The organism is Streptomyces sp. NPDC002640 (assembly GCF_053592575.1).
On sequence record NZ_JBSFVZ010000026.1, the window covers coordinates 106,075 to 125,631 of the forward strand.

Below are 19,557 nucleotides of genomic sequence, written 5' to 3' on the forward strand. Positions count from 1 at the left end.
GTGCGGCCCCCCGCTGGTGCGGGGACCACGTGAAGCATCGAACCGGAACACCCCCGCTCTGCAGGGAGCGGGAGGCGCTCCGCACACCCGCACAGAGCGTACTGGCCTTGGGTCACGGCGCAGAGGGTGGCGGTATATCGCCACCCGGAGAAATGGTCAACTCGCTTGTAAGCAACGAACGTTGTGTGCAAGCGTGATGAACGGCAAGGCGACGCGGGCCTGGGGAGAACCGCATCGTGCTGCCGGCCTCACGTCCGGGGGACGTGGGATATGCAGAGGGAGGGGGAAGCCGCCATGCAAGTCAATGGAGACTTGGTCCACGGTGCAGTGCTGACCGCAGTCGATGTGGATGGTTCGACTCGGCATGACGGTCTGCTGGGCACGCTGTCCGAAGCGCACAAAATCAGGCGCCTGGAAATGCCGGTGCACACGATGCTGCCGGTGGTGCTGCGCCAGTTGCTGCTGCCGGTCATGTTCGACGCCCTCGGCGTACCGCGGAGCCAGCAGGAGTGGGGGGAGCGGTTCCGGCGCGGAAAGTTCTCCGGGGAGGAGCTCGCACGCCTCTCGGATTACCTGGGTCCCGAGCGCTACGGGCACCGGTTCCGGCTGTTCGACCCGGAGCGTCCGTTCGCACAGGTCGCAGGGCTGAAGGCGCTGAACGGTGAGACGAAGTCGGCCGCCCAGTTGGTGCCGTCGGTGGCGTCGGGCAACAACGTGCCCCTGTTCAGCTCACTGAGCGAGGCCGACGAGCTGCTGCTAACGCCGGGCGAGGCTCTGCTGTGGCTGCTGCATGTCCAGTGTTGCGACACCGCGTCGATCAAGACGGGTGCCGAGGGCGATCCGCAGGCGAAGAACGGAAAGACGACCGGAAACCCGACGGGGCCGCTCGGCCAGTTCGGCGTCATCGTCCCCACCGGCAGGACGCTGTACGAGACGCTGCTGCTGAACACGCCGGTCCTGCCGGACGGTATCGCCGCCGGCGACCGGCCACAGTGGGCGTGGGACGAGCGTCCGGACGGGCTCGGCTGCGAGTCACCCGCTCGGCCCGCATGGTCGGAGCGCCCGGCAAGCGGGCTGCTGGACCTGCTGACGTTCCAGGCCCGGCGGGTGCGTCTTTTCACCTGCGAGACGGAGCAGGGACTTCGGGTGAACCGAGTGATCGTGTCCGCCGGGGACCGGCTGGCTCGCACTCCCGAGTACGAGCCGCACACGGCGTGGCAGCACACCGCCAAGCCGAAGAAGGGCCAGCCGCATCGGCGGCCCCGCCGGCACACCTCGGGCCGGGCGGCCTGGCAAGGGCTGAACACGCTTCTGGCGATGCATCTGCCCGACCAGAGCGACGGCCCTTACACGTCGGTGCTGCTGCGGCAGATCGGTGACCTGCAAGTCGGCCAAGTGCTGTCAGAGCAGTACCTGCTCGGTGTCGAGACTTCGGGTCTGGAGTACGGCACCCAGTCCGCCGTGGTGGAGAACGCCGTCGGAGACGATCTGCCTCTGCCGGTGAACGCCCTGCTAGCCCAGGACGAATGGCTGCGTCAGGCACTGCTGGAGTGCGTCGAGCAGGCAGACCAGGTCGCCCGGGCCCTCGACGGCCTCAACAACGACCTGCGGCGCGCCTCTGGAGGCGACCCGCTGCCCCGCGACAAGGGCAACCGGCCCTCGGCGCAGTTCCTGCACTCCCTCGACCGGACGATGCGCCGCCTGCTCGTCGGGCTGCGGACCGTCGGGGCGGACGACGACGAACTCCTTGAGCGGGCCCGGCTCGCCTGGGAGCAGTCCGTCGCGATCGCCGCGAACAAGGAGGCCGGCCTGCTCATGGCCGCCGCCCCGCCGCGCGCCATGGTGGGCCGCACGGTCAGGAACGGGGACAAGGAGTTCGTCTACCGCAGCGGCAAGGCCATCGGCCTGTTCCGGAAGAGGCTCGCCGAGGTCCTGGAGCGCGTCTCGGAGAAACGACGCGCCACGTCGGAGGAGGTGGCACCGGTATGACATCCCTCGACAGCACCCGGGCATCACGTCTCGGGACGGGCGGCCGGGTGCGGCAGTTCTTCTGGGAAGAGGCCGCACAGAACTGGCAGGCGGCGCGGGCAGAAGGGTGGCGCCCGGAGTTCTCCGAGTACGTGGCACGCAGCCTGCGGGCCCTGCGTGAAGGCGTCGGCCGGGAAGCCGGCACCGTTGCGTCGATGCGGACCGTTCACCGCGTCCCCCTTCCGGACGGCGGCTCGGACCGCCTCCCGGCCTCGTACATCGCGGAGCACCACACGCTGACCCTCTTCGGTCTGCACCAGCACGGCGCGTCCGAGCCTGTCCACCGGCCGGGAGTCGGGCTGGGCACCGCCTGCCTGCGTCTTCGCCGCGGTGGGGTCTTGGGTGAGGCAGCGGTGGAGCGGCGGTTGATTGCTGCGGCCACGGCCCAGGACATGTACGAACTCGTGCAGCACCTGCAGCGTCTCGTGCCGCTCCTGCGGCAGGCCGGCATCGGCCTGGACTACAGACGACTGTTCCACGAGTTCGTCGGGTGGGACAGCGACGGCAAAGCCCGGGACCGGACGCTGAGGGCCTGGGGCCTGCAGTACACCGACCCCGGTGTCTCCGTCCCTGGCGACGACGGCGAAGCAGAGAGCGGGGAGAGCAACGCCGGCGAGTCCGCGCCGTACTGGGTGACGTTCTCCCCCGGCAGCGGGAACGCCGCAGCCGAACTGGCCGCACTACGCTCCGGGACCGGGCGTGAGGCAGGGACGGTCGCCGCGATGTGGTCGTTCCACCGCACCCGCATGGCGTCCGAGTGGCGCGACAAGGGATTCCTCACCTCGGACCTCATGGCCGAGCACGTCGCGCTGACCCTCTTCGCCCGCCATCAGCAGGCACACTCCCGCCGGATGCACGTCCCGGGCAGCAGCCCAGGCTGCGCCGCCGGCCGGCTCGCCAAGATGGCGGCCGCCGACGGTGGGGGTGCAAGCTCAACCGCGGCACTGGAGAGGCGCTTCGGTGTCCTGCTCACCTCCGCCGACGCCACAGAGCTCGCCATGCACCTGCGGTCGCTCATCCCTCTGCTGAACCGGGCGGGTGTCGGACTCGACTACGACATGGTCCGCTCCGCCCTGCGGGTCTGGGACGACCCTCACCGTCCGGACGTGGCCTCGCGCCTCCGGCAAAGCTGGGATCGGGACTTCCACTCCGCAGCCACGTCCTGACGCCGCTTCCGGGACAGCTGGCTGCCGGCTGTCCCAGCGCGCGAGGTCCCGCAGATCTGTCCCGAAGCCTTGCGTACCTCTATCTCTTCGGCCCTCACTCCATGTGCCGCCTCGGCGGTGCTCCACGCCTTCAAGGAGTCATGCCATGACCCAGCCCCGTCTGTTCATCGAGGTTCACATCCTGCAGAGCCTCCCGCCGTCCAACGTCAACCGGGACGACTCCGGCACCCCGAAGCAGGCCATCTACGGCGGGGCCCGCCGGGCCCGCGTCTCCTCGCAGGCGTGGAAGCGGGCGACCCGCACCGAGTACGCCCGGCAGGTGCCCGAGGCCGACCGGGCCACCCGCACGAAGCGGATCGCCACCCTGCTCACCCAGCGTCTCGTCCGGCCCGCCGACCAGGGCGGCGCGGGCCTCGCCGGGGAGCAGGCTGACCGCCTGGCGGCCGCCCTGCTGGAGCCGCTCGGCATCACCAAGTCCGCCAAGAAGGACGACCAGTCCGCCTACCTGCTGTTCTTCGGCAAGAAGCAGCTCGACGCGCTGGTGGAGCTGCTCGGCGGCCGTGCCGCCGAGCTGGCCGCTCTCGCCGACGAGGAGCTGAAGAGCGAGGTCAAGAAGCTGCCCGTCGTGCAGACGCTGTCCACCGGGCACCCGGCGGAGGTCGCCCTGTTCGGCCGCATGGTCGCCGATCTGCCCACGCTGAACGTGGACGCGTCCGTGCAGGTCGCGCACGCCCTGTCCACCCACGCCGTGCGCACCGAGTTCGACTACTACACCGCGGTGGATGACGAGAACACCGAGGACCACGGTGCCGGGATGATCGGCACCGTCGAGTTCAATTCCTCCACCCTGTACCGGTACGCGGTTCTCGGCGTGCATCAGCTCCGCGACAACCTCTCCGACGCCGGCGAGACCCGTGAGACGGCGGTCCGCTTCGTCGACGCGTTCGCCCGTTCCATGCCGACCGGGCACCAGAACTCCTTCGCGCACCGCACTCTGCCCCACCTGGTGCTGCTGACGGTTCGCGCCGACCAGCCGGTGAACCTGGTCTCCGCCTACGAGGAGCCCGTCACCGGTGTCACCGGCCTGGCCGCCGAGTCTGTCGTGCGGCTCGCCGACGAGCTCCGGGCGGTCGGAGAGACCTGGGGCAACAAGCCGCTGCGGACCCTGGCCACCTACACCGCCGAGGGCGACAAGGTCGCCGAGGCGTTCGGCTCCTCCCTGCCCTTCCCCGCCCTCCTCGACGCGGTCGACGCCCTGGTCGGCCAGTGGCTCGACGGCGGCGAGCTGACCCCCTCCGAGGCTTCGGAGGCCGGCGCGTGACGACCGCCACCGACGATGCCGTCCTGGTGCTGCGGCTGGCCGCCCCCCTGCAGTCCTGGGGCGGCCCCTCCCGCTACAACAGGCGCGAAACCCGCCCCCAGCCCACCAAGTCCGGTGTCCTCGGCCTGCTGGCCGCCGCCGAGGGCCGCGACCGGGAGGCGTCCCTCACCGACCTGCTCGGCCTGCAACTCGGAGTCCGGGTCGACCAGCCCGGCACCCTGCTGCGGGACTACCACACCTACAGCGACTACCGAGGGCTCCCACTGCTCTCGGCCAAGACCAACGCCAAGGGACAGCAGACCCGGACCACCCCGGCCAAGCACACCGGCGTCACCCAGCGCTTCTACCTCCAGGACGCCGTCTTCGTCGCCGCCCTGCGCGGACCGAAGCCGTTGCTCACGAGCCTGGAAGAGGCCGTGCGCAACCCCGCGCACCCGCTCTCCCTCGGCCGCCGCTCCTGCCCGCCCGTCGGCCCGGTCAGCCTCGGTCTGCACCCCGACACGGAACTGGAGGACACCCTGAAGGAAGTGCCGTGGCAGGCGGGAAGCCACCGCCGCAGCCAGGTCAAGGGCGCCACCGTGTCCCTGGAGGCCACCGTCGAGGACCCGGCCGGCGACCAGCTCGCCGTCGACGTCCCCGACACCTTCGACCTCAAGACCGGAACCCGCTTCGGCCGCCGCGCCGTGCGCCACCTGTGGGTCACCCTGCCCACCGGCCGTGCTCAGCCGGACGCCGCCTCGCCGGACACCGGCGCCGCCGGACTGCCCGACCACGACCCGTTCGCTCTCCTGGGCTGGTGACCGCATGCCCTACCTGTCGAAGATCGCACTGAACCCGCGCCGCCGCGCGGCCGTGTCCCTGCTCTCCAGCCCGCACCGCCTGCACGCCGCCGTTCTCGCCGGACTGGCCGTGCAGCCCGTCACCGAGCGGGTGCTGTGGCGGCTGGAGAACAACACCCCCTACCGGGCCGAGGTCCTCGTCCTCACCGAGAGCCGCCCGTCCTGGGAACACCTCGTCGACGACGCCGGCTGGCCCGGAGCCGACGGAGGCGCCCCCCTCATCGCCGACTACACCCCCCTCCTCGAACGCGTCGCCCGCGGCAGGGAATTCGGCTTCCGCCTCACCGCCAACCCCGTTCAGAGCGTCCCCCGGCCCACCAAGCCGAGCGAGGAACAGGCGGCCCGTCTGAAGGAAGGAGCCGACAACGGCACCCGGCACCGAGGCTTCCGCGTAGCCCACCGCACCGTGGCGCAGCAGCTGCAGTGGCTGCTCCGGCAGAGCGAACGCCACGGCTTCGCCATCCCCGGCGCGACGGCCATGCGTCCCGGTCCCGGCCTGCAGACGGGCAGCAGCGAACCGGAAGCGCCGTCATCGGCGGGACCGGCGGTCGCTGTCGTCAGCCGTGACATCCTGCGCTTCAGCAAGCGCAAGGACGGCCCCCGCGTCACCCTGTCCACCGCCACCTTCGAAGGGCGCCTGCGTGTCACCGACACCGACGCGCTGCGCTCCGCTCTCCTCGGCGGCATCGGCCCGGCCAAGGGCTACGGGCAGGGTCTCCTCACGCTGGCGCCACTGCGCTCCGCGGAAGGGGCCGGTCATGGCTGACCCGTGGTGGCGGACCGGGCCCCAGGATGTCCACCGGCTCGAGGACCGCATCAGCAGCCTCTACGCCGAACGCTGCCACATCGACCGGGACGACAACGCCATCGTCCTGGTCAACAAGGTGCGCACCGTGCACGTACCGGCTGCCTGGCTCGCCGTCCTCCTCGTCGGACCCGGCAGCCGCATCACCCACCCTGCCGTCACCCTGCTCGCCGACTCCGGCACCGCCGTGTGCTGGGTCGGCGAGCAGGGCGTGCGCCTCTACGCCACCGGCACCAGCACGGCGAGGGGCTCACAGCTTCAGCTACGGCAGGCATGGCTGGTCACCCGGCCGAAGGAACGCGTCGCCGTGGCCCGCCGCATGTACGACATGCGCTTCCCCGGGGAGACCACCACCGGCCTGACCCTCCAGCAGCTGAGGGGCCGGGAAGGCACCCGCATCCGCCGCCTCTACGCCCAGCACTCGCAGCGCACCGGCGTCCCGTGGACGAAGCGCGATTACAAGCCCGGCGACGCCTTCGCCGCCGGCGACGACGTCAACCGGCTCCTGTCCGCGGCCAACTCCGCCCTCTACGGCATCTGCCACGCGGCGATCACCGGGCTCGGCGCCAGCCCCGCCCTCGGCTTCGTCCACACCGGCAACGCACTCTCCTTCGTGCTGGACATCGCCGACCTCTACAAGGCGGAGTTCACCATCCCGCTCGCCTTCGACCTCGCAGCCCAAGGCCTGACCTCGGAACGCGACGCGCGCACCGCCCTGCGGGACGCCGTCGTCCACGGCAAACTCCTGCCCCGCGTCGTCGCCGACATCAAACGGCTCCTCGTCTCCGAAGGAACCGACCTCATCGACGAGGACCTCGGCGCCCTATGGGACGAAGGCGACACCGTCGTCAGTAGCGGCCGCAACTGGAGCGCCGCGGACCACCTCGACGTCATCCCGGACATCCCAGAGCCCCCGGAGCGGCCCGAGCCGGACGGCACCACCTCCGGGGAGCCGCCCTCGTGAGCGCCGGCACGACCGTGATCGTTCTCATCGCAGCCCCGCCCGGGCTCCGCGGCCACCTCACCCGGTGGTTCGTCGAAGTCGCCGCCGGCGTCTTCGTCGGCAACCCCAACCCACGCATCCGCGACCGCCTCTGGACCGTACTCGCCGACCGCATCCACGACGGCCAAGCCGTCATGATCGAACCCGCGACAACCGAACAGGGCTGGACCACCCGCACCGCAGGCCGCGACCGCTGGACCCCCGTCGACTTCGACGGACTCACCCTCATCGCCCGCCCACGTCAAGGCGAACAGGCATGGCGCCCCCGAACGACGTGAAGCAAAATGGCATGATCACGTGACATCGCTGCAGGTCACCAAGTCTCGTCCCCGCGCCCGCGGGGGTTGCTCGCCCGCCATCCACCCCCTCCCCGAGGGAATCCACCTCGTCCCCGCGCCCGCGGGGGTTGCTCGGGCCTGCAGCTCACCAACGCCCTGCTGCCGAACTCGTCCCCGCGCCCGCGGGGGTTGCTCGGCATCCGGGGACGGATCGGGTACATCGGCATGCTCGTCCCCGCGCCCGCGGGGGTTGCTCCGGGTGGACACGGGTGACCCCTTTCAGGGGTACCTCGTCCCCGCGCCCGCGGGGGTTGCTCGCTGTTCTTCCGCCCCAACTTGCTCGACGTCGTCTCGTCCCCGCGCCCGCGGGGGTTGCTCCCCGCCCCTGCCCTCGGTCCCGGCGGTCTCCCTCTCGTCCCCGCGCCCGCGGGGGTTGCTCGGTCACGAAGAGGACCATGCCGCCGTTGCGGACGTCGTCCCCGCGCCCGCGGGGGTTGCTCCTGGCAGTTCCAGGCCGGCGACCTCGTCCTCGGGTCGTCCCCGCGCCCGCGGGGGTTGCTCCGTGCCCGCGACCAGCATCCGGCGGCCCAGCGGGTCGTCCCCGCGCCCGCGGGGGTTGCTCTTCACCGATGCGGCGCTGCGTCCATCCTTGGGTGTCGTCCCCGCGCCCGCGGGGGTTGCTCGCCGGGGTCGATGCTGCGGACGGTGGCGCGCTGGTCGTCCCCGCGCCCGCGGGGGTTGCTCCCCGACCGCCATCTCCGACGGCACCACCTGCTCGTCGTCCCCGCGCCCGCGGGGGTTGCTCCCGCATCGCCGCCGAGACTCTCTCCACACCCCCGTCGTCCCCGCGCCCGCGGGGGTTGCTCGCCCAGTACGGCGCCGGCTACCAGACGGTGCGAGTCGTCCCCGCGCCCGCGGGGGTTGCTCGGTCGCCCTGGCCGGTACCGGCATCGGCCTGCTGTCGTCCCCGCGCCCGCGGGGGTTGCTCTCCGCCGGCGGAACCGCGGATCCGCCCCGACCAGTCGTCCCCGCGCCCGCGGGGGTTGCTCGGTCCGCCGCTCGTCCACCACGAACGTCTACGAGTCGTCCCCGCGCCCGCGGGGGTTGCTCCAGTTCGACGGCCAGGTCGTCGTCGGACTTCGGGTCGTCCCCGCGCCCGCGGGGGGTTGCTCTGCTTGAGTGCGCGGCCACTTCCGCCGCTGCGCGTTGTCCCCGCGCCTGCGGGGTAGCTCCTCAGGCAGGATCTCCACACCGCGGGCCTGAGCGTCGCGCCGGTTGCCGGGGGCCGCTGGCGGCCGACCACTCGGTCCGCCGTTCCCCGCCGCTACCGCCGGGCTGCTGTACCGACCGCCGGGACCGGCCGGGGCCGCCCGCAGTGGGGGGACCGTGCCCAGCGACTGCCGGGTCCGTGGCTGCCGTGCCAGATGCCGGCCGCCCGCGCACGCGGCCGCCGAGGCACCAGGTCGCCGGACTGCCGGGCTGCTGCTGCGGTTCCGTCACCGCCTGGTCGTCGCCATGCCGCGCTCCGCGCCGCTGGTGCGCGTGCCGCTGTCGGGCCGCCATGTCGGTCCGTGAGGCCGCCCGGGGCCGCGCTGTGGTGGGGGACCGCGTCCGGCGGCTGCAGGGGCGCCCCAGCCGGGTGTCTTCCGCGGTTCCCGTGCCGGGCACCGGGGCACGGCTCCTGTGCCAGGCCGCGGGGCCCGGCGGCTGCCGGGTCCTTCTCGCTGCCGTGCTGCTGCTCGCCGGGCCGTGCTGCTCGCCGCCGGAACTGCCGGACGCCGCGCGGCTCCCGCTGCCGGAGTGCCGGGGCCGCCGCGAGTCGGCCTGGCACCGGCGGGGCGCCGTTCCCGGTGGGGCCGCCGCCTGGTCACCGGGGCCGGGTCCCGCTGCACCGCCCGCCGGGCCGCGGGGCTCCCGCGCCGGGCTGCGGGGCCGCTTGGCCGCGCGCCGCGGTGAGAGACCGCGTCCGGCGGCTGCCGGGTCCTCCCGCTGCCGCGCCGCCGCCGTGGCGGTCGCCGGTGGCTGCCGGTCCTCGACGAGGTCCTCCGGCTGGCCGCCCGCTGCCGGGCCTGTCGCCGGTTCGCTTCGGCCCCGGCCGTCTGACCCGCTGCAGCAACTCCCGTGCTGCCGCTCGCCGGGCCGCCGGTCGCCGGGGTGCCGGACCGCCGGGCCGTGGGGCTGCCGCCGTTGCCCACCCTCCGCCTGGCCGCTCCCGCGGCGCCGGGGTGCGTGAGTTACCAGTCCGCCAGTCTCGAGCCTGCTTCGCGCTGCGGTTGTGCCCGGGCCGGGCCATCGCGCCCTCGCGACGCTCAAGGCCGTGCCGCGCCGTGCCCGGCAACCGTTCGCCGGGCCGCCTCCTGATCACTCGCTGCCGCACACGCCCGCCGGGACGCCTGCCCCGCCGTCGGCCGGCTGCCGGAACTGCCGGGGCGCCGCGAGCTCGCCGGACGTTTCCCGCCGCGCCCGTGCCGGTCGCCGTGCCACCGCCCGACCGCTCACCGTCGTGCGGCCGCCAGCTGCCCGGCCGCCGAGGACGCGGGCACGACCGGGAACGGGAGGCGCGGCAACTCGAGCACCCCCGCGGACGCGGGGGACGACAGAGCCCGCCGCCGTCCCCGCTCCCGCGGGGTTGACCATCGCGAAGATCATTTCGTTAGGAGTTCTTTGGCGGAGAGGATGTCAACGCTGAACCTGCCTTCTGCGGAGGGCGCCGACGGTCAGTCACGGAGCTCGACGCCGTACATGCGCAAGGTCCGCTGCGCGTGATTCACAGACAGGCGGGCCGTGACGAGCGGGCGGAGCAGGATGCGGTGTCGGCCGTCGTCGATACCCCACGCCTCGGTCTGGTTGACCGGGTCTTCGATGACGTCGAACAGGGCCAAGCCGAGCTGGAGGCCGGCCGCCTCGGGGAGGGCGTCCCAGTCCGCCTCGATGGCCTTGTCGAGCAGGAGCCTGTAGTTCACAGGCTCACTCTGGCAGCTTAGGCCGCGCCGCGTGACCGGTTTCGCTGAGCTTCCGCGAAGACACGGTCGGTGATGTCAATCCACTCGCCGGGGGGCTCTTCGCCGCGATCCTCAGCCTCGGTGATCTCGCGTCCGCGTTGGGTCGCTACTAGAGAGCGTTCGGCCTTCTGTTCCCATTTCGAGAACACGCGCAACAGCTCGTCGGCTGTGGCGCGGTTGATCTGGTTGAGGAAGTCCTGCTTCAAAGCAGGGTGGCCGAGGGCGTCGCAGATGGACTCGATCGTCCACGGCTGCTCGCTCATGACTTCCTCCCGGCAGTGACGTGCACGTCAGCCCTGCATCGCGGTTACCGATTCACGGTTACCACTTTCCCTTAACGCTTTCACCGTAGCGGATCGTTGCTTCGGAGGGAGTGGACTTCACCTACGGATTTCAGTAGGTGGCCACCGTGGAACGTTCCGCGGTGGCCGGCGGCCACCTCCTGCCGCAGTGCGGCCAGGTCCCGCGAGAGCCGTCCGGAACGTTCCTGGCGGGATGCAGTTACCGCAGTGCGGAGCAGGTGGTGACGTTACCAATTGGTGTGAGCGGCCTGCGTGGGGCTGTGCGGGGCTGCTGAACGGCCCTGTGGCGGCATGCCAGCGCCAAACGACCGTGCGCCCCACAGGCTCTCTCCCCGGCTCCGAGACGGAGTCCCATGGTCGAACATATGGGGGAATGGCAGCAGAAGTGCGCGGGCCCAGAGGACGGTGTGCCGTGCCCGGACGGCGTAACGAACGAGACCGGCACGCGCATGCCGGTGTACCTGTGCCCGGACTGCTCGGACCACCGAAGCCTTGACCACCTCGTGTGGGACCGCCGGCCGATAGTAGACGACGAGCTGACACGGCCGACCGGCGACCCACGCGAAGCCGGACACGACACCGCGGCCTGACCGAGCACCCAGCAAAAAGCGGACGGCGGTGGTGTGACTGGATAACCCACCGGAGTGAGACACCCGAGATGCCGGACGCGTCGGCTGCTCGCTCGATACGACGATCGGGCCAGTACCGCACCGTCGAAAGGACCCAGTGCGCCTCCTCTGCCGCGCTGTCACGTCTTTCCTATCCGCCCTTACTCTGACCACGCTGTCTCCCGCCGCCTCGCAGGCGGCGCCCGGCGACACGGTGACGGTGCCCGGAGCTCGGTGAATGTGTTCATGGCCGTGCTTCTCACTGCCCGGTGGGGCTGTCGGCGGTGATGTTGCGCTCGGCCTCGTAGAGCTCAACGGCGGTCTGCGTGGCCTCGTAATGCGCCGCGCGTGCGTGGAGTCGGACCAGCGTCTGCATACTTCGGCCGATGTCCCCGGTGGAGACGCCGCTGCTCACGGTCTGGGAGAAGCGGGTCAGGGCCTCGGCGGCGTCCTGTGCCTCGCGGGCGAGGAGGTCGCGGTCGGTGTCCAGCTTCTTGGTGAGCATGCGGTAGGCCGTGGAATCGGTCATGGGGTCCTCACTCCTCGGTGGCGCGGCCGGCGAGCCGGGCGAGCATGGCGGTGCGGTCGCCGACGCTTGTGACGTACGCGCCGCCGGGACCGTAGGCGGTCGTGCGGGCGGGCAGGAACCGCTGGTTGTGGTTGTCCGGCGGAACGAGCAGGTGACCCCGGTAGGCGTGCTCGTTGGGGGTGTCGCTTGCGTACAGGCAGAGACTGTGCAGGCCGGTCGGGTCGACGCCACTGACGAGGACGTGCCCGGCAGGGGTGGTGGCATCGGTGCTGGACCAGGCGATGGTCAGGTCGGCGAGACGGAGGGTGTGCAAGGTGTCCTCACTTCTCGGTGCTCTTGATGGCGGTGTAGAAGGTCTGCACGAGGTTGTCCGGCATCCGGTAGCCGACGACCTTGCCGAAGCCCGGCCCTTGCGCCTGGATTGGCGACTTCATGCCGGCCGGCAATCAACCCGGCCGAATGGCGTGCTCGAGGGTGCGCTTGAGTGCGGCGCTGTGCCCTCGGAGGCTGCTGTCCTCGCCGTCACGCAAGTCAGGGGTCACCGGTCACTTCCCTCACTGCCGCCCTACGCTGCCCCCATGGATTCCGAGACCCTGCAGACCCTTACCGATTCGTACGTCAGCGCCGTGTGCGCCCACCTCGCCGGTATCGCCGACCCGGTCGAGCGGGAACGCGCCGCCCGTGATGGACGAACTACTGCCCCGCACGGTGAAGAAGGTCAAGGCCGAACGTGCCGCTGCCGTGGGGGAGCTGAGGGAGGGGCGCACCCTGAAGCAGGTGGCTGAGCTGACTGGGTTGTCCGTGCCCCGTATCGACCAGCTACTCAAAGGCAAGTGAAACAGGCCTCTACCAGGATTGGCTGCAGCGGAGCGGCTCCGGCCCTCGACTGACCGGTGCCGACGTCCGGTCGACGAGAGTGACTACGACGGACGACCGGTCCGCCGCGAAGCTGCTGACCGAGGCCGCATCGATCGGGACGCAGGTCATCGCCATTGGTGAGCCGCTGCCACTCCAGGCCGTCGGCATCGACGGCTGGTTCCGCGCAGCCGACCGCCTGGTCGACGGGCTCGCTCTGGACGAGAACCGCCGCCCAGCTCGAGGAGGCCAAGCGGGCGGCGCTGGAGCTGCTCGCTCCTTCGCCGGTGTGCGCTTCTCCAGCACCCGGTAGGAGTGCCACGGTGCCCGGCCTGTGTCATCCACGACTATGCCGTTACTCGCATGCGCCGACAGTAGCGAGAGGGAAGGCTACGAGGTCGGGAGTCGGGGACGAAGGGCTGGGGAACCTGGCGCGCGGAACGCAGTATGGTCATGCATAGGGTGCGGGGCCTGCGCGGACAGGGTGCGTCCGCTGAAGGGCAAGGGGGACGCATGCGCGTCTGCGCCGCATCGTTTATCAACCCGTACCTGCCCGAGCCCCACGAGAGGGAGCTCGGCGGCGCACCGGTGCGGGAGTTGTTCGCCGAGGTGTTCGCCGACTGGGCGTGCCCGCCGAGCGGGCACGCCATTTCGTGGAGCGACTGGTACGCCCACGCCCAGTTGTGGCCGCTCCCCACGATGGCCGGCTGGTTTCTGGAGCCGGACGGGAGTTCTCGCGCTTTGCCAGGCTTCCTGACGGCGGAGCGGAGGGCCCGAGCTGAGCAAGCGATTGCGAAGGCGGTCTGGATTCGCCGAGAAGCACGTCGACGCGGACTGGACTGATCAGCCGGCGGCGGCTCCCCCGTTTTGGGGCCGCCGCCTCGCCATTCGATGCGAGCAGCTTCGGCTCAGTGATGTCCGTCGCGTCGAGGCCGGCGCGGTGCAGGACCGGTGGGCTGGCTGATCGCCCGGGGTCTGCCGCAGCGCCAGCAGTGTGGCGCTGCCCGGTGCGACGACCGGGTGCTGCTCGACTCCGGCCAGGCCTGCCCGCGGTGCGAGGACCGGCAGGTCGACCGCCGGGCCCGGCGCAGCACGTTGGCGGCCACCGTCAACGGGGGTGCTGCCGCACGCTTCGGAGGTAGAGCGCCGTGCGGAAGTCGACCGGCATCTGCACAAGCAGGTCACCGCCTGGGCGTGGGCCCGCGAGCTGGAGCTGGAGCGGTCCGTGCCCCGGAAGAGCCGCCGCGAAGGCCCGCGCCGAAGCCGCGGCCCCGCCGGTCACCGCCCCTGCCGAGCCTGTGGCACCGGTCGTCGTGCCCGTGCCGCGCCCGGCCGCCGACGACGTGGTCCAGGAGTAGGAGTTCGTCCTTGAGGCCCTGACCCGCGAGCAGGTCCGGGCCTGGCGGGTACGGGCGATCAAGGACCACAGCGTTGTCTTCGCTCAGATCGACCAGTACGGGCGAGACGTCCGCGGGGAGGCTGTTCAGCCACCAGCTGGGCGATGAAGCGCAGCGCCTGGCGGGCACGCACCATCTGGTTCTCGAGCACACCATCTGGGGGCGGGCAGGAGCGGCGGTGAGACGTCCGGCGTCGACCTGGCCCGCATCGCACTGCGTGCCGCGATGGAGGCGGCCCGAAAGAACGGCGGCTGTCCGGCGAAGACCCGGCGGCCGCGCCCGCTCAGTGGCTCATGGAGTCGAGCCCTTGCGTGATAGGGACGCTTCCGCTCCGACGACAGTGTGCGGCCCGCCGGCTGTCGAGTCGGCGGGCCGCACCCTGTCGTTTGTTACCTGCTCACCACAAGGGTATCCAGGGCGCCATTCCGGGGTGCCATTCGAGAGCGATCAAGGGCAGCGCGCAGAGGCGTCCAACTGTCAGCCACCAACCGCACCGGCGAAGCCCAGGAGCATCACGGGTCAGCAGGATCAGGCTGAGGAGGACGGAGGTTGCCAATCCGGCACTGAGCCAGAGCATTCCAGGAACGGAGGCGAGCAGTACCGAGGGGTCGTCGCGCCACATCCACAGGCTTCTGGCCAGCAGAAGTGCGAGGACGGCCTCCCCGGCAACGAACCACATGCCTCGAGGTGAGAGCTGAAGAGCCTCACGTAGTTTGACGGTTGCGGGCATCAGTACCACTCCGGCTTCGGCCTGTAGATCCAGAACTTCATCTTGGGTTCGGCTTTCCGCTGCGCCGCGAAGCTGCGGTACTTGTAAGCCTTCGTGTGCTGGCTGACGTAGATGTTGCCGTTCTTGATGAGGGTGATGATGGACGTATGGTCGATCTTTCCGTCCCCAGTCCAGTCGTAGAAGATCACGTCGCCTACGTAGGCAGTGGACGTGGATCGCTTCGAGGCCAGCATGTGATCGTAGAAGAAGGTCTTGAAGTAGGCGGCGTTGATCCAGGAAAGTGTTTCGTCGTGGCCCCACTGGCCGGGGTTGCGCCACCAGGCGTCAGTGCTTCGGTACCATTCGCCGCCGTCGCCCTTCTCCCGGACGCCACCACCGTGGTGAATCGCGCGGGAGACGAAGTTCGTGCAGTCCGAGGAATACATCGGCTTCGCGTCCCAGTTTGCTACTGCCCAGGTCGCCGCACCGGTGCGAGAGTACGAACCTGCCTGCAGGGCGTCGAACGAGACTGGTCCGACGTCACCGGTCCCGGTCTCCAGGGAGTCCCCGTCGAACACTGATGGATCGGGGTCCTCGTCCGGTATGAGCTGCTCGACTCCGTTACCGAAGTCGGCCAGTGCCGCGCTGCTCCTTTGTACCGTCCACTCGCTTGCGGGTGCGCTGGTGGCCGTCAGCAGGACAGGTGCTTCACCGGCGGTGAAGGTGTACTGCATTTCTGCGCGGCCGATCTCGTCGGTCGGAGCGGCGGTGGCGGCACTTACGTCGTTGACGATGAGGTGGTTGGTGTCCACGGTCGCACGCACCGTGACCGTGCTGCCGTCGGTGGACGGCAGGGCCAGCACGTCGCTGAGCTGGATCTCGGGCCGGGCATTGTCCGTGTCGTCCTCCGCGGCGGCGATGCGCTCCCTGAGAGCCGATTCCTCTCCCTTGGCCAGGTAGCTGACGAACTGAGGGCCGTAGGCGCTGTTGGCTGCGGCATCGGTCGCGTCGGTGTAGCTGCCGTCGATGAGCCCGCCGCGGGCGAAGTGGTAAGCCTCCAGAGCGGTGGTGTACGCGGATGTCCCGCCTGGGACTGTCACGGGAAGGATTGCGTTGGATGTGGTGGACGGTCCCGTGCCCGAGCTGTTCGTCGCTGCCACCGCGAAGGTGTAGGTGGCGTCACCGGCGTCCTCGTGGAGCTCGTTGAAGACGGCGGACCTGTCCGTAGTGGTCGTCTGGGCGACCGTGGTTCCGTCCGAGGCCCGCGCGGTGACTGTGTAGGTGATCGGATTGTCTGCGGTTTCCGTGGCCGAAGCCGGCGTCCAAGTCACCAGGGCGCCGTGTTCTCCTGCGCGGGCCTTCAGGCCGGTCACTGCGGAGGGGACAGCTCCGACGGAGGTGTTCTCCTCGCTCACATCGAGGGTGAACTCCTGCAGGGCCGTGTAGGCGGAGCAGACGCCGTTGGAGCAGCTGCGCATTTTCCAACGATATGAGGAACCGTTGGTCAGCCGGCCTTCCGGCACCTGTACGGCAGCGCGGTCGCCGTCCTGGACGTCGGTGGTGAGGGGATCGCTGAGGACGAGCTCGCCTGCCGCGTTGTAGACGAGGAACTCGGCGGTCAGATTGCGGTCGACTGCGGCCGTGACAACACCCGTGAGGATGGGACTCGGGGTCTCCACGGCGCCGGCAGCGGGAGAGGCCGGGACCTTGGGTGCCGGGGCCTTGGATGTGTCGACAGTGAATGTCTGCCAGGCACTCCAGGCCTTGGAGAAGTCGGTCCCGTCATAGGTCCGGGCGCGCAGGCGAAGGTGCGTGCCGTTCTTCAGCGGGGCGTCGGCCGGTATAGCGAAAGCCGCAGCCTCTCCGGAGTCCACGTAGGCACTGTCCGCGGTGAGCGTGTAGGTGGTGTCGTTGTGGACCGGATCAGGAGCGACGGCGTACTGGACGCGGACTCTGGCTCCCGGGTCGACGTCATCGATCCGAGTCGACAGGACCGGCGTCAGCGATGTGACGTACTTGGTGCCGGCGCTGGTGGTGGCCGGAGACAGAGCGGTGGCCGGGGGGACTTCCGGATGTGAGTTGTAGGTCACCGTGAGGTGCGGCTCCGAGGCCCCGTCCGAGCCGGAAGCGTAGTTCGCGGAGCGGTAGCGTCGCCAGGTGAGGGAGTCGTCCTCGTTCACGCCGCGGACGACCACACCGTAGTTGGGGGAGCCGCTCGTCCATGCGCGGACGATGGCGTCGATATCGAAGCTGACCGTTCCGGCGGGGCATGCAGTGGTGGAGAATCCCTTGGCCGCAGTGCTGATCACCTCACCCGTCGCGGTCGCCGCAGGCTGGGTGCCCCATGTGACCGTGGATGACGCCCAGTTCTCGGTCACCCGCCTCACCACCGTGCCGGATCCCCCTTCGCACGAGGAGGACCAGGTGGAGAAGAGGGCCAGGTTGGTGTCGATGATGTCGAGGCCTGCGAAGCGTGAGACATCGAACTTCAGGTACGAACGCGCCTTGGTCACGCCGGCGTCGTAGGTTCCCGACTTCAGCTCGGTGGATGAGACTTGTGAGTCGGGGTAGTTGGTGGCGACCCAGGTGTCGGTGGAGGCCGCAAGAGTTGTCGTGGGATCCACGATCACCGGATATGTCAGGTTCTGGTCAAAATATGATGGGTCCGGTCTCAGAACCAAGGCCTGTCTGCCGTCTGAAGCGGTCTCGACCTCCGTGTCGATCCGGGCCAGGTGCTGGGACTCGCCGGACTTCGCGTCCACCGAGGAGTCCCACATCATCGGTGCCGGAGCTTCGGCGACGATGTCCCCCGCGCTGTCCTTCAGTAGCAGATGTCCCGATCCGGACTCCGACAGGGTCAGCCCCTTCAAGGTGACAGGAATCCGGAAGGAGAGCTGCCCAGTGGGGGCGGAGTCCAGGGTGACGTTCTGGGAGAATCCCTCCTTCAGGGCAGTGACGTTGAGCGTCTGCTCGTCCCCGATGGCGTAGGAGGCGGTGTCGTCGCTGACCTGCGGCTCGGGCAGGGTGTCTTCCCAGCCCATCGTCAGCGACGCGCCGCCCTGGGAGACCGATGCGAGGCGTTTGTCGCCGCCGTCCGAGACGGTGATGTCCGCCGCCGCCGTCTGCGGCTCCAGGGCGGAGCCGCCGTCGATCAGTGCGGTGTCGATCTCATCCCAGGAGCCGTCCTCCTGCTTAACCCGGATAGGCCCGGCGTATGCCTGGGACGTCAGGGTGCCGTCAGGGTTCACATAGGTGGAGGAGGTTTCGGTGCGCCGGGAGACGAGCTCTACGCGCTGTCCCTTGCTTGTCGCGATACGTCGAGCCGACTGTTCCTCACTCAGTCCCAGCAGTTCGGCGATGTTCGGCTCGGTGTCGGTGAAGGTGACGTCCCTTGCTGGACTGTTCACCATGTCCTGCGACGAATGTGCGCTCACCGCCTCGGGTGATGCGATCAGCGGACCGGCTATGGCGCCGACCAGTGCCATAGCCGCGGTGGCCTGCAGCCACCTGGCGCCATGCCTGGACGGGATGAGCCGATCGAGACGTCTTCGGATGGTGCCTTGCACGCAGACTCCTCATACAATCTTCAAAAAATTCTTACAGACTGCGCATGTATACCAGCGATCTTGGTCTCCCGCCCCTCTTTGGGCGTGAGTCGAGAGCAGGCGGCGGTGCTCTCTCCCGCACCGATCGGTTCGATCCGCTGCTGTTCGCCGCCACATCGGGCTCCCCAGACGGACGCGAGGCAATGCGGGCGGGCGATCGGCGACGTTCTCCTCCGACCAGTCCGAGAGGCATGGGACGTCCTGGTCGGGTCAGCACGGCGGGGATCGTCGGCATGTCCTGGCGCTGTCGCGGGTGGAGCTGACGGTGTTCCTGGCGCTGATCGAGGTGCTGTTCGCGCCGGGCTGGGAGCACAGGGACGGGCGGACGACTCCGGCCGGGAAGCTCGCGGGTCGTACGGGGCGTGGGGCGGCAACGGATCGGCTCGGTCTGCTGCTGATGGTGCTGTCCTGCAACCGCAAGGGGTGGCTGCGGCTGTGTCCGGGCGGCGTGGACACCGAGCGGGGCCGTCCGGCGGTGACGATGGCGCGGCTGCTGGGCTGCTCGCCGGCGGGCGGGGCGAAGGTGCTGTCCCGGCTTGAGAAGTGGGGCGCGGCGAGCGTGTTCCGGCAGGGGACTGTCTCGGCTCTGAACGCTCGTAGCCGGGTCCGGGTGTTGCCGGTCGCCCGCGCGCACGGGATCGCCGTCCGGGAGGCCTCGCAGGCCTCAGACGCGGTGTTTTCAGACCTCGCCGTTACTTCATCCGGAGATCTTGTAGCGGCCGGTGGAGCTGAGTCCCTTGTGGTTACTGGGGTTCAGGGCGCCGGGGAGGGCGTGGAGGGCGATTCGGCAGACCGCGCCGATACTGCACACCATCACGCCTTTCACGCTTCTGTGGTTACTGAGGCTGGTCAGGCTGAGGTCTCTTGTAGTTTTTCCGGCGAAGGCCGTGGGGGATCCCTGGTCTGCCGGAGCGCGCGTGCGCGGGCGAGGACCAAACCGCGAACTGCGAGGACGTCGTTGCCGCCACCGGGTCGCCGGTGGCTGAGGGCGGCCCGCTTCGCGGGGAACAGCCTAAGACGTCGTTTCTGATGGCGGCATCGCTCGTTGAGCCGTGCATGACGGATCTGATCGAGCGGTTGGTACCGAACGACTTGTGGACCCTGTTCCGG

The 19,557-nt window shown here is 70.1% G+C and carries 14 protein-coding genes and 1 CRISPR repeat array; of the genes, 9 read left to right on the top strand and 5 right to left on the bottom strand.

Annotation, left to right across the window (positions count from 1 at the left end; translation table 11 throughout):
- Positions 1 to 327 precede the first annotated feature (327 nt).
- The 7 genes from casA (at position 328) to cas2e (ending at position 7,440) form a co-directional block, all read left to right on the top strand.
- Positions 328 to 1,989 (top strand): type I-E CRISPR-associated protein Cse1/CasA, encoded by a 1,662-nt coding sequence (casA, locus tag ACWD3O_RS28450; RefSeq protein ID WP_451417878.1) that lies wholly within the window; start codon positions 328 to 330, stop codon positions 1,987 to 1,989.
- On the top strand, positions 1,986 to 3,194 hold the full coding sequence (gene casB, locus ACWD3O_RS28455) for a type I-E CRISPR-associated protein Cse2/CasB (RefSeq protein WP_451417879.1): 1,209 nt from the start codon (positions 1,986 to 1,988) through the stop codon (positions 3,192 to 3,194). Before casA ends, casB begins: the two co-directional genes overlap by 4 nt.
- 145 nt (positions 3,195 to 3,339) lie before the next feature.
- Positions 3,340 to 4,515: a type I-E CRISPR-associated protein Cas7/Cse4/CasC gene (gene cas7e / locus ACWD3O_RS28460; protein WP_451417880.1), complete on the top strand. Its 1,176-nt coding sequence runs from the start codon at positions 3,340 to 3,342 to the stop codon at positions 4,513 to 4,515.
- The gene (gene cas5e, locus ACWD3O_RS28465) at positions 4,512 to 5,315 is read left to right on the top strand and encodes a type I-E CRISPR-associated protein Cas5/CasD (protein ID WP_451417881.1); all 804 of its coding nucleotides are present in this window, start codon (positions 4,512 to 4,514) and stop codon (positions 5,313 to 5,315) included. The genes cas7e and cas5e overlap by 4 nt, the downstream gene beginning before the upstream one ends.
- Before the next feature lie 4 nt (positions 5,316 to 5,319).
- The gene (gene cas6e, locus ACWD3O_RS28470; protein WP_451417882.1) at positions 5,320 to 6,120 is read left to right on the top strand and encodes a type I-E CRISPR-associated protein Cas6/Cse3/CasE; all 801 of its coding nucleotides are present in this window, start codon (positions 5,320 to 5,322) and stop codon (positions 6,118 to 6,120) included.
- Positions 6,113 to 7,123: a type I-E CRISPR-associated endonuclease Cas1e gene (gene cas1e / locus ACWD3O_RS28475; RefSeq protein WP_451417883.1), complete on the top strand. Its 1,011-nt coding sequence runs from the start codon at positions 6,113 to 6,115 to the stop codon at positions 7,121 to 7,123. The genes cas6e and cas1e overlap by 8 nt, the downstream gene beginning before the upstream one ends.
- Positions 7,120 to 7,440, top strand: a complete 321-nt coding sequence (gene cas2e / locus ACWD3O_RS28480) for a type I-E CRISPR-associated endoribonuclease Cas2e (protein WP_451417884.1) — start codon at positions 7,120 to 7,122, stop codon at positions 7,438 to 7,440. Before cas1e ends, cas2e begins: the two co-directional genes overlap by 4 nt.
- Before the next feature lie 44 nt (positions 7,441 to 7,484).
- Positions 7,485 to 8,611: a CRISPR direct-repeat array (repeat unit 28 nt; unit sequence GTCGTCCCCGCGCCCGCGGGGGTTGCTC).
- A gap of 1,546 nt (positions 8,612 to 10,157) precedes the next feature.
- On the opposite strand, the gene ACWD3O_RS28485 is transcribed toward cas2e, so the two are convergent.
- The 4 genes from ACWD3O_RS28485 to ACWD3O_RS28500 all read right to left on the bottom strand — a co-directional run bounded on the left by ACWD3O_RS28485 (position 10,158) and on the right by ACWD3O_RS28500 (position 12,194).
- A complete protein-coding gene (locus tag ACWD3O_RS28485; RefSeq protein ID WP_451417885.1) occupies positions 10,158 to 10,403 on the bottom strand; it encodes a hypothetical protein in 246 nt (81 codons plus the stop codon).
- A gap of 17 nt (positions 10,404 to 10,420) precedes the next feature.
- Positions 10,421 to 10,705, bottom strand: coding sequence for a hypothetical protein (locus ACWD3O_RS28490; protein WP_451417886.1), 285 nt, complete (start codon positions 10,703 to 10,705; stop codon positions 10,421 to 10,423).
- Between the two features lie 906 nt (positions 10,706 to 11,611).
- Positions 11,612 to 11,881 (bottom strand): hypothetical protein, encoded by a 270-nt coding sequence (locus tag ACWD3O_RS28495; protein ID WP_451417887.1) that lies wholly within the window; start codon positions 11,879 to 11,881, stop codon positions 11,612 to 11,614.
- A gap of 7 nt (positions 11,882 to 11,888) precedes the next feature.
- Positions 11,889 to 12,194, bottom strand: coding sequence for a hypothetical protein (locus ACWD3O_RS28500; RefSeq protein ID WP_451417888.1), 306 nt, complete (start codon positions 12,192 to 12,194; stop codon positions 11,889 to 11,891).
- A gap of 371 nt (positions 12,195 to 12,565) precedes the next feature.
- On the opposite strand from ACWD3O_RS28500, the gene ACWD3O_RS28505 reads away from it, so the two are divergent.
- Both ACWD3O_RS28505 and ACWD3O_RS28510 read left to right on the top strand, forming a co-directional pair.
- Positions 12,566 to 12,718 carry a hypothetical protein gene (locus ACWD3O_RS28505; RefSeq protein ID WP_451417889.1) on the top strand — a complete coding sequence of 51 codons (153 nt, stop codon included), beginning with the start codon at positions 12,566 to 12,568 and terminating at the stop codon, positions 12,716 to 12,718.
- A gap of 79 nt (positions 12,719 to 12,797) precedes the next feature.
- Complete coding sequence (locus ACWD3O_RS28510) at positions 12,798 to 13,049, top strand: hypothetical protein (protein WP_451417890.1); 252 nt, start codon at positions 12,798 to 12,800, stop codon at positions 13,047 to 13,049.
- A gap of 1,813 nt (positions 13,050 to 14,862) precedes the next feature.
- Here ACWD3O_RS28510 and ACWD3O_RS28515 read toward each other — a convergent pair.
- Entirely contained in the window at positions 14,863 to 18,408 is a 3,546-nt protein-coding gene (locus ACWD3O_RS28515) for a DNRLRE domain-containing protein (RefSeq protein WP_451417891.1), read from the bottom strand.
- Positions 18,409 to 19,557 lie beyond the last annotated feature (1,149 nt).

What these genes read in the sequence shown, in the direction of transcription:
- casB (WP_451417879.1), top strand. Translation starts at nt 1,986, where the DNA reads ATGACATCCCTCGACAGCACCCGGGCATCACGTCTCGGGACGGGCGGC.
- cas7e (WP_451417880.1), top strand. Translation starts at nt 3,340, where the DNA reads ATGACCCAGCCCCGTCTGTTCATCGAGGTTCACATCCTGCAGAGCCTC.
- cas6e (WP_451417882.1), top strand. Translation starts at nt 5,320, where the DNA reads ATGCCCTACCTGTCGAAGATCGCACTGAACCCGCGCCGCCGCGCGGCC.
- cas1e (WP_451417883.1), top strand. Translation starts at nt 6,113, where the DNA reads ATGGCTGACCCGTGGTGGCGGACCGGGCCCCAGGATGTCCACCGGCTC.
- ACWD3O_RS28490 (WP_451417886.1), bottom strand. Translation starts at nt 10,705, where the DNA reads ATGAGCGAGCAGCCGTGGACGATCGAGTCCATCTGCGACGCCCTCGGC.
- ACWD3O_RS28495 (WP_451417887.1), bottom strand. Translation starts at nt 11,881, where the DNA reads ATGACCGATTCCACGGCCTACCGCATGCTCACCAAGAAGCTGGACACC.
- ACWD3O_RS28505 (WP_451417889.1), top strand. Translation starts at nt 12,566, where the DNA reads ATGGACGAACTACTGCCCCGCACGGTGAAGAAGGTCAAGGCCGAACGT.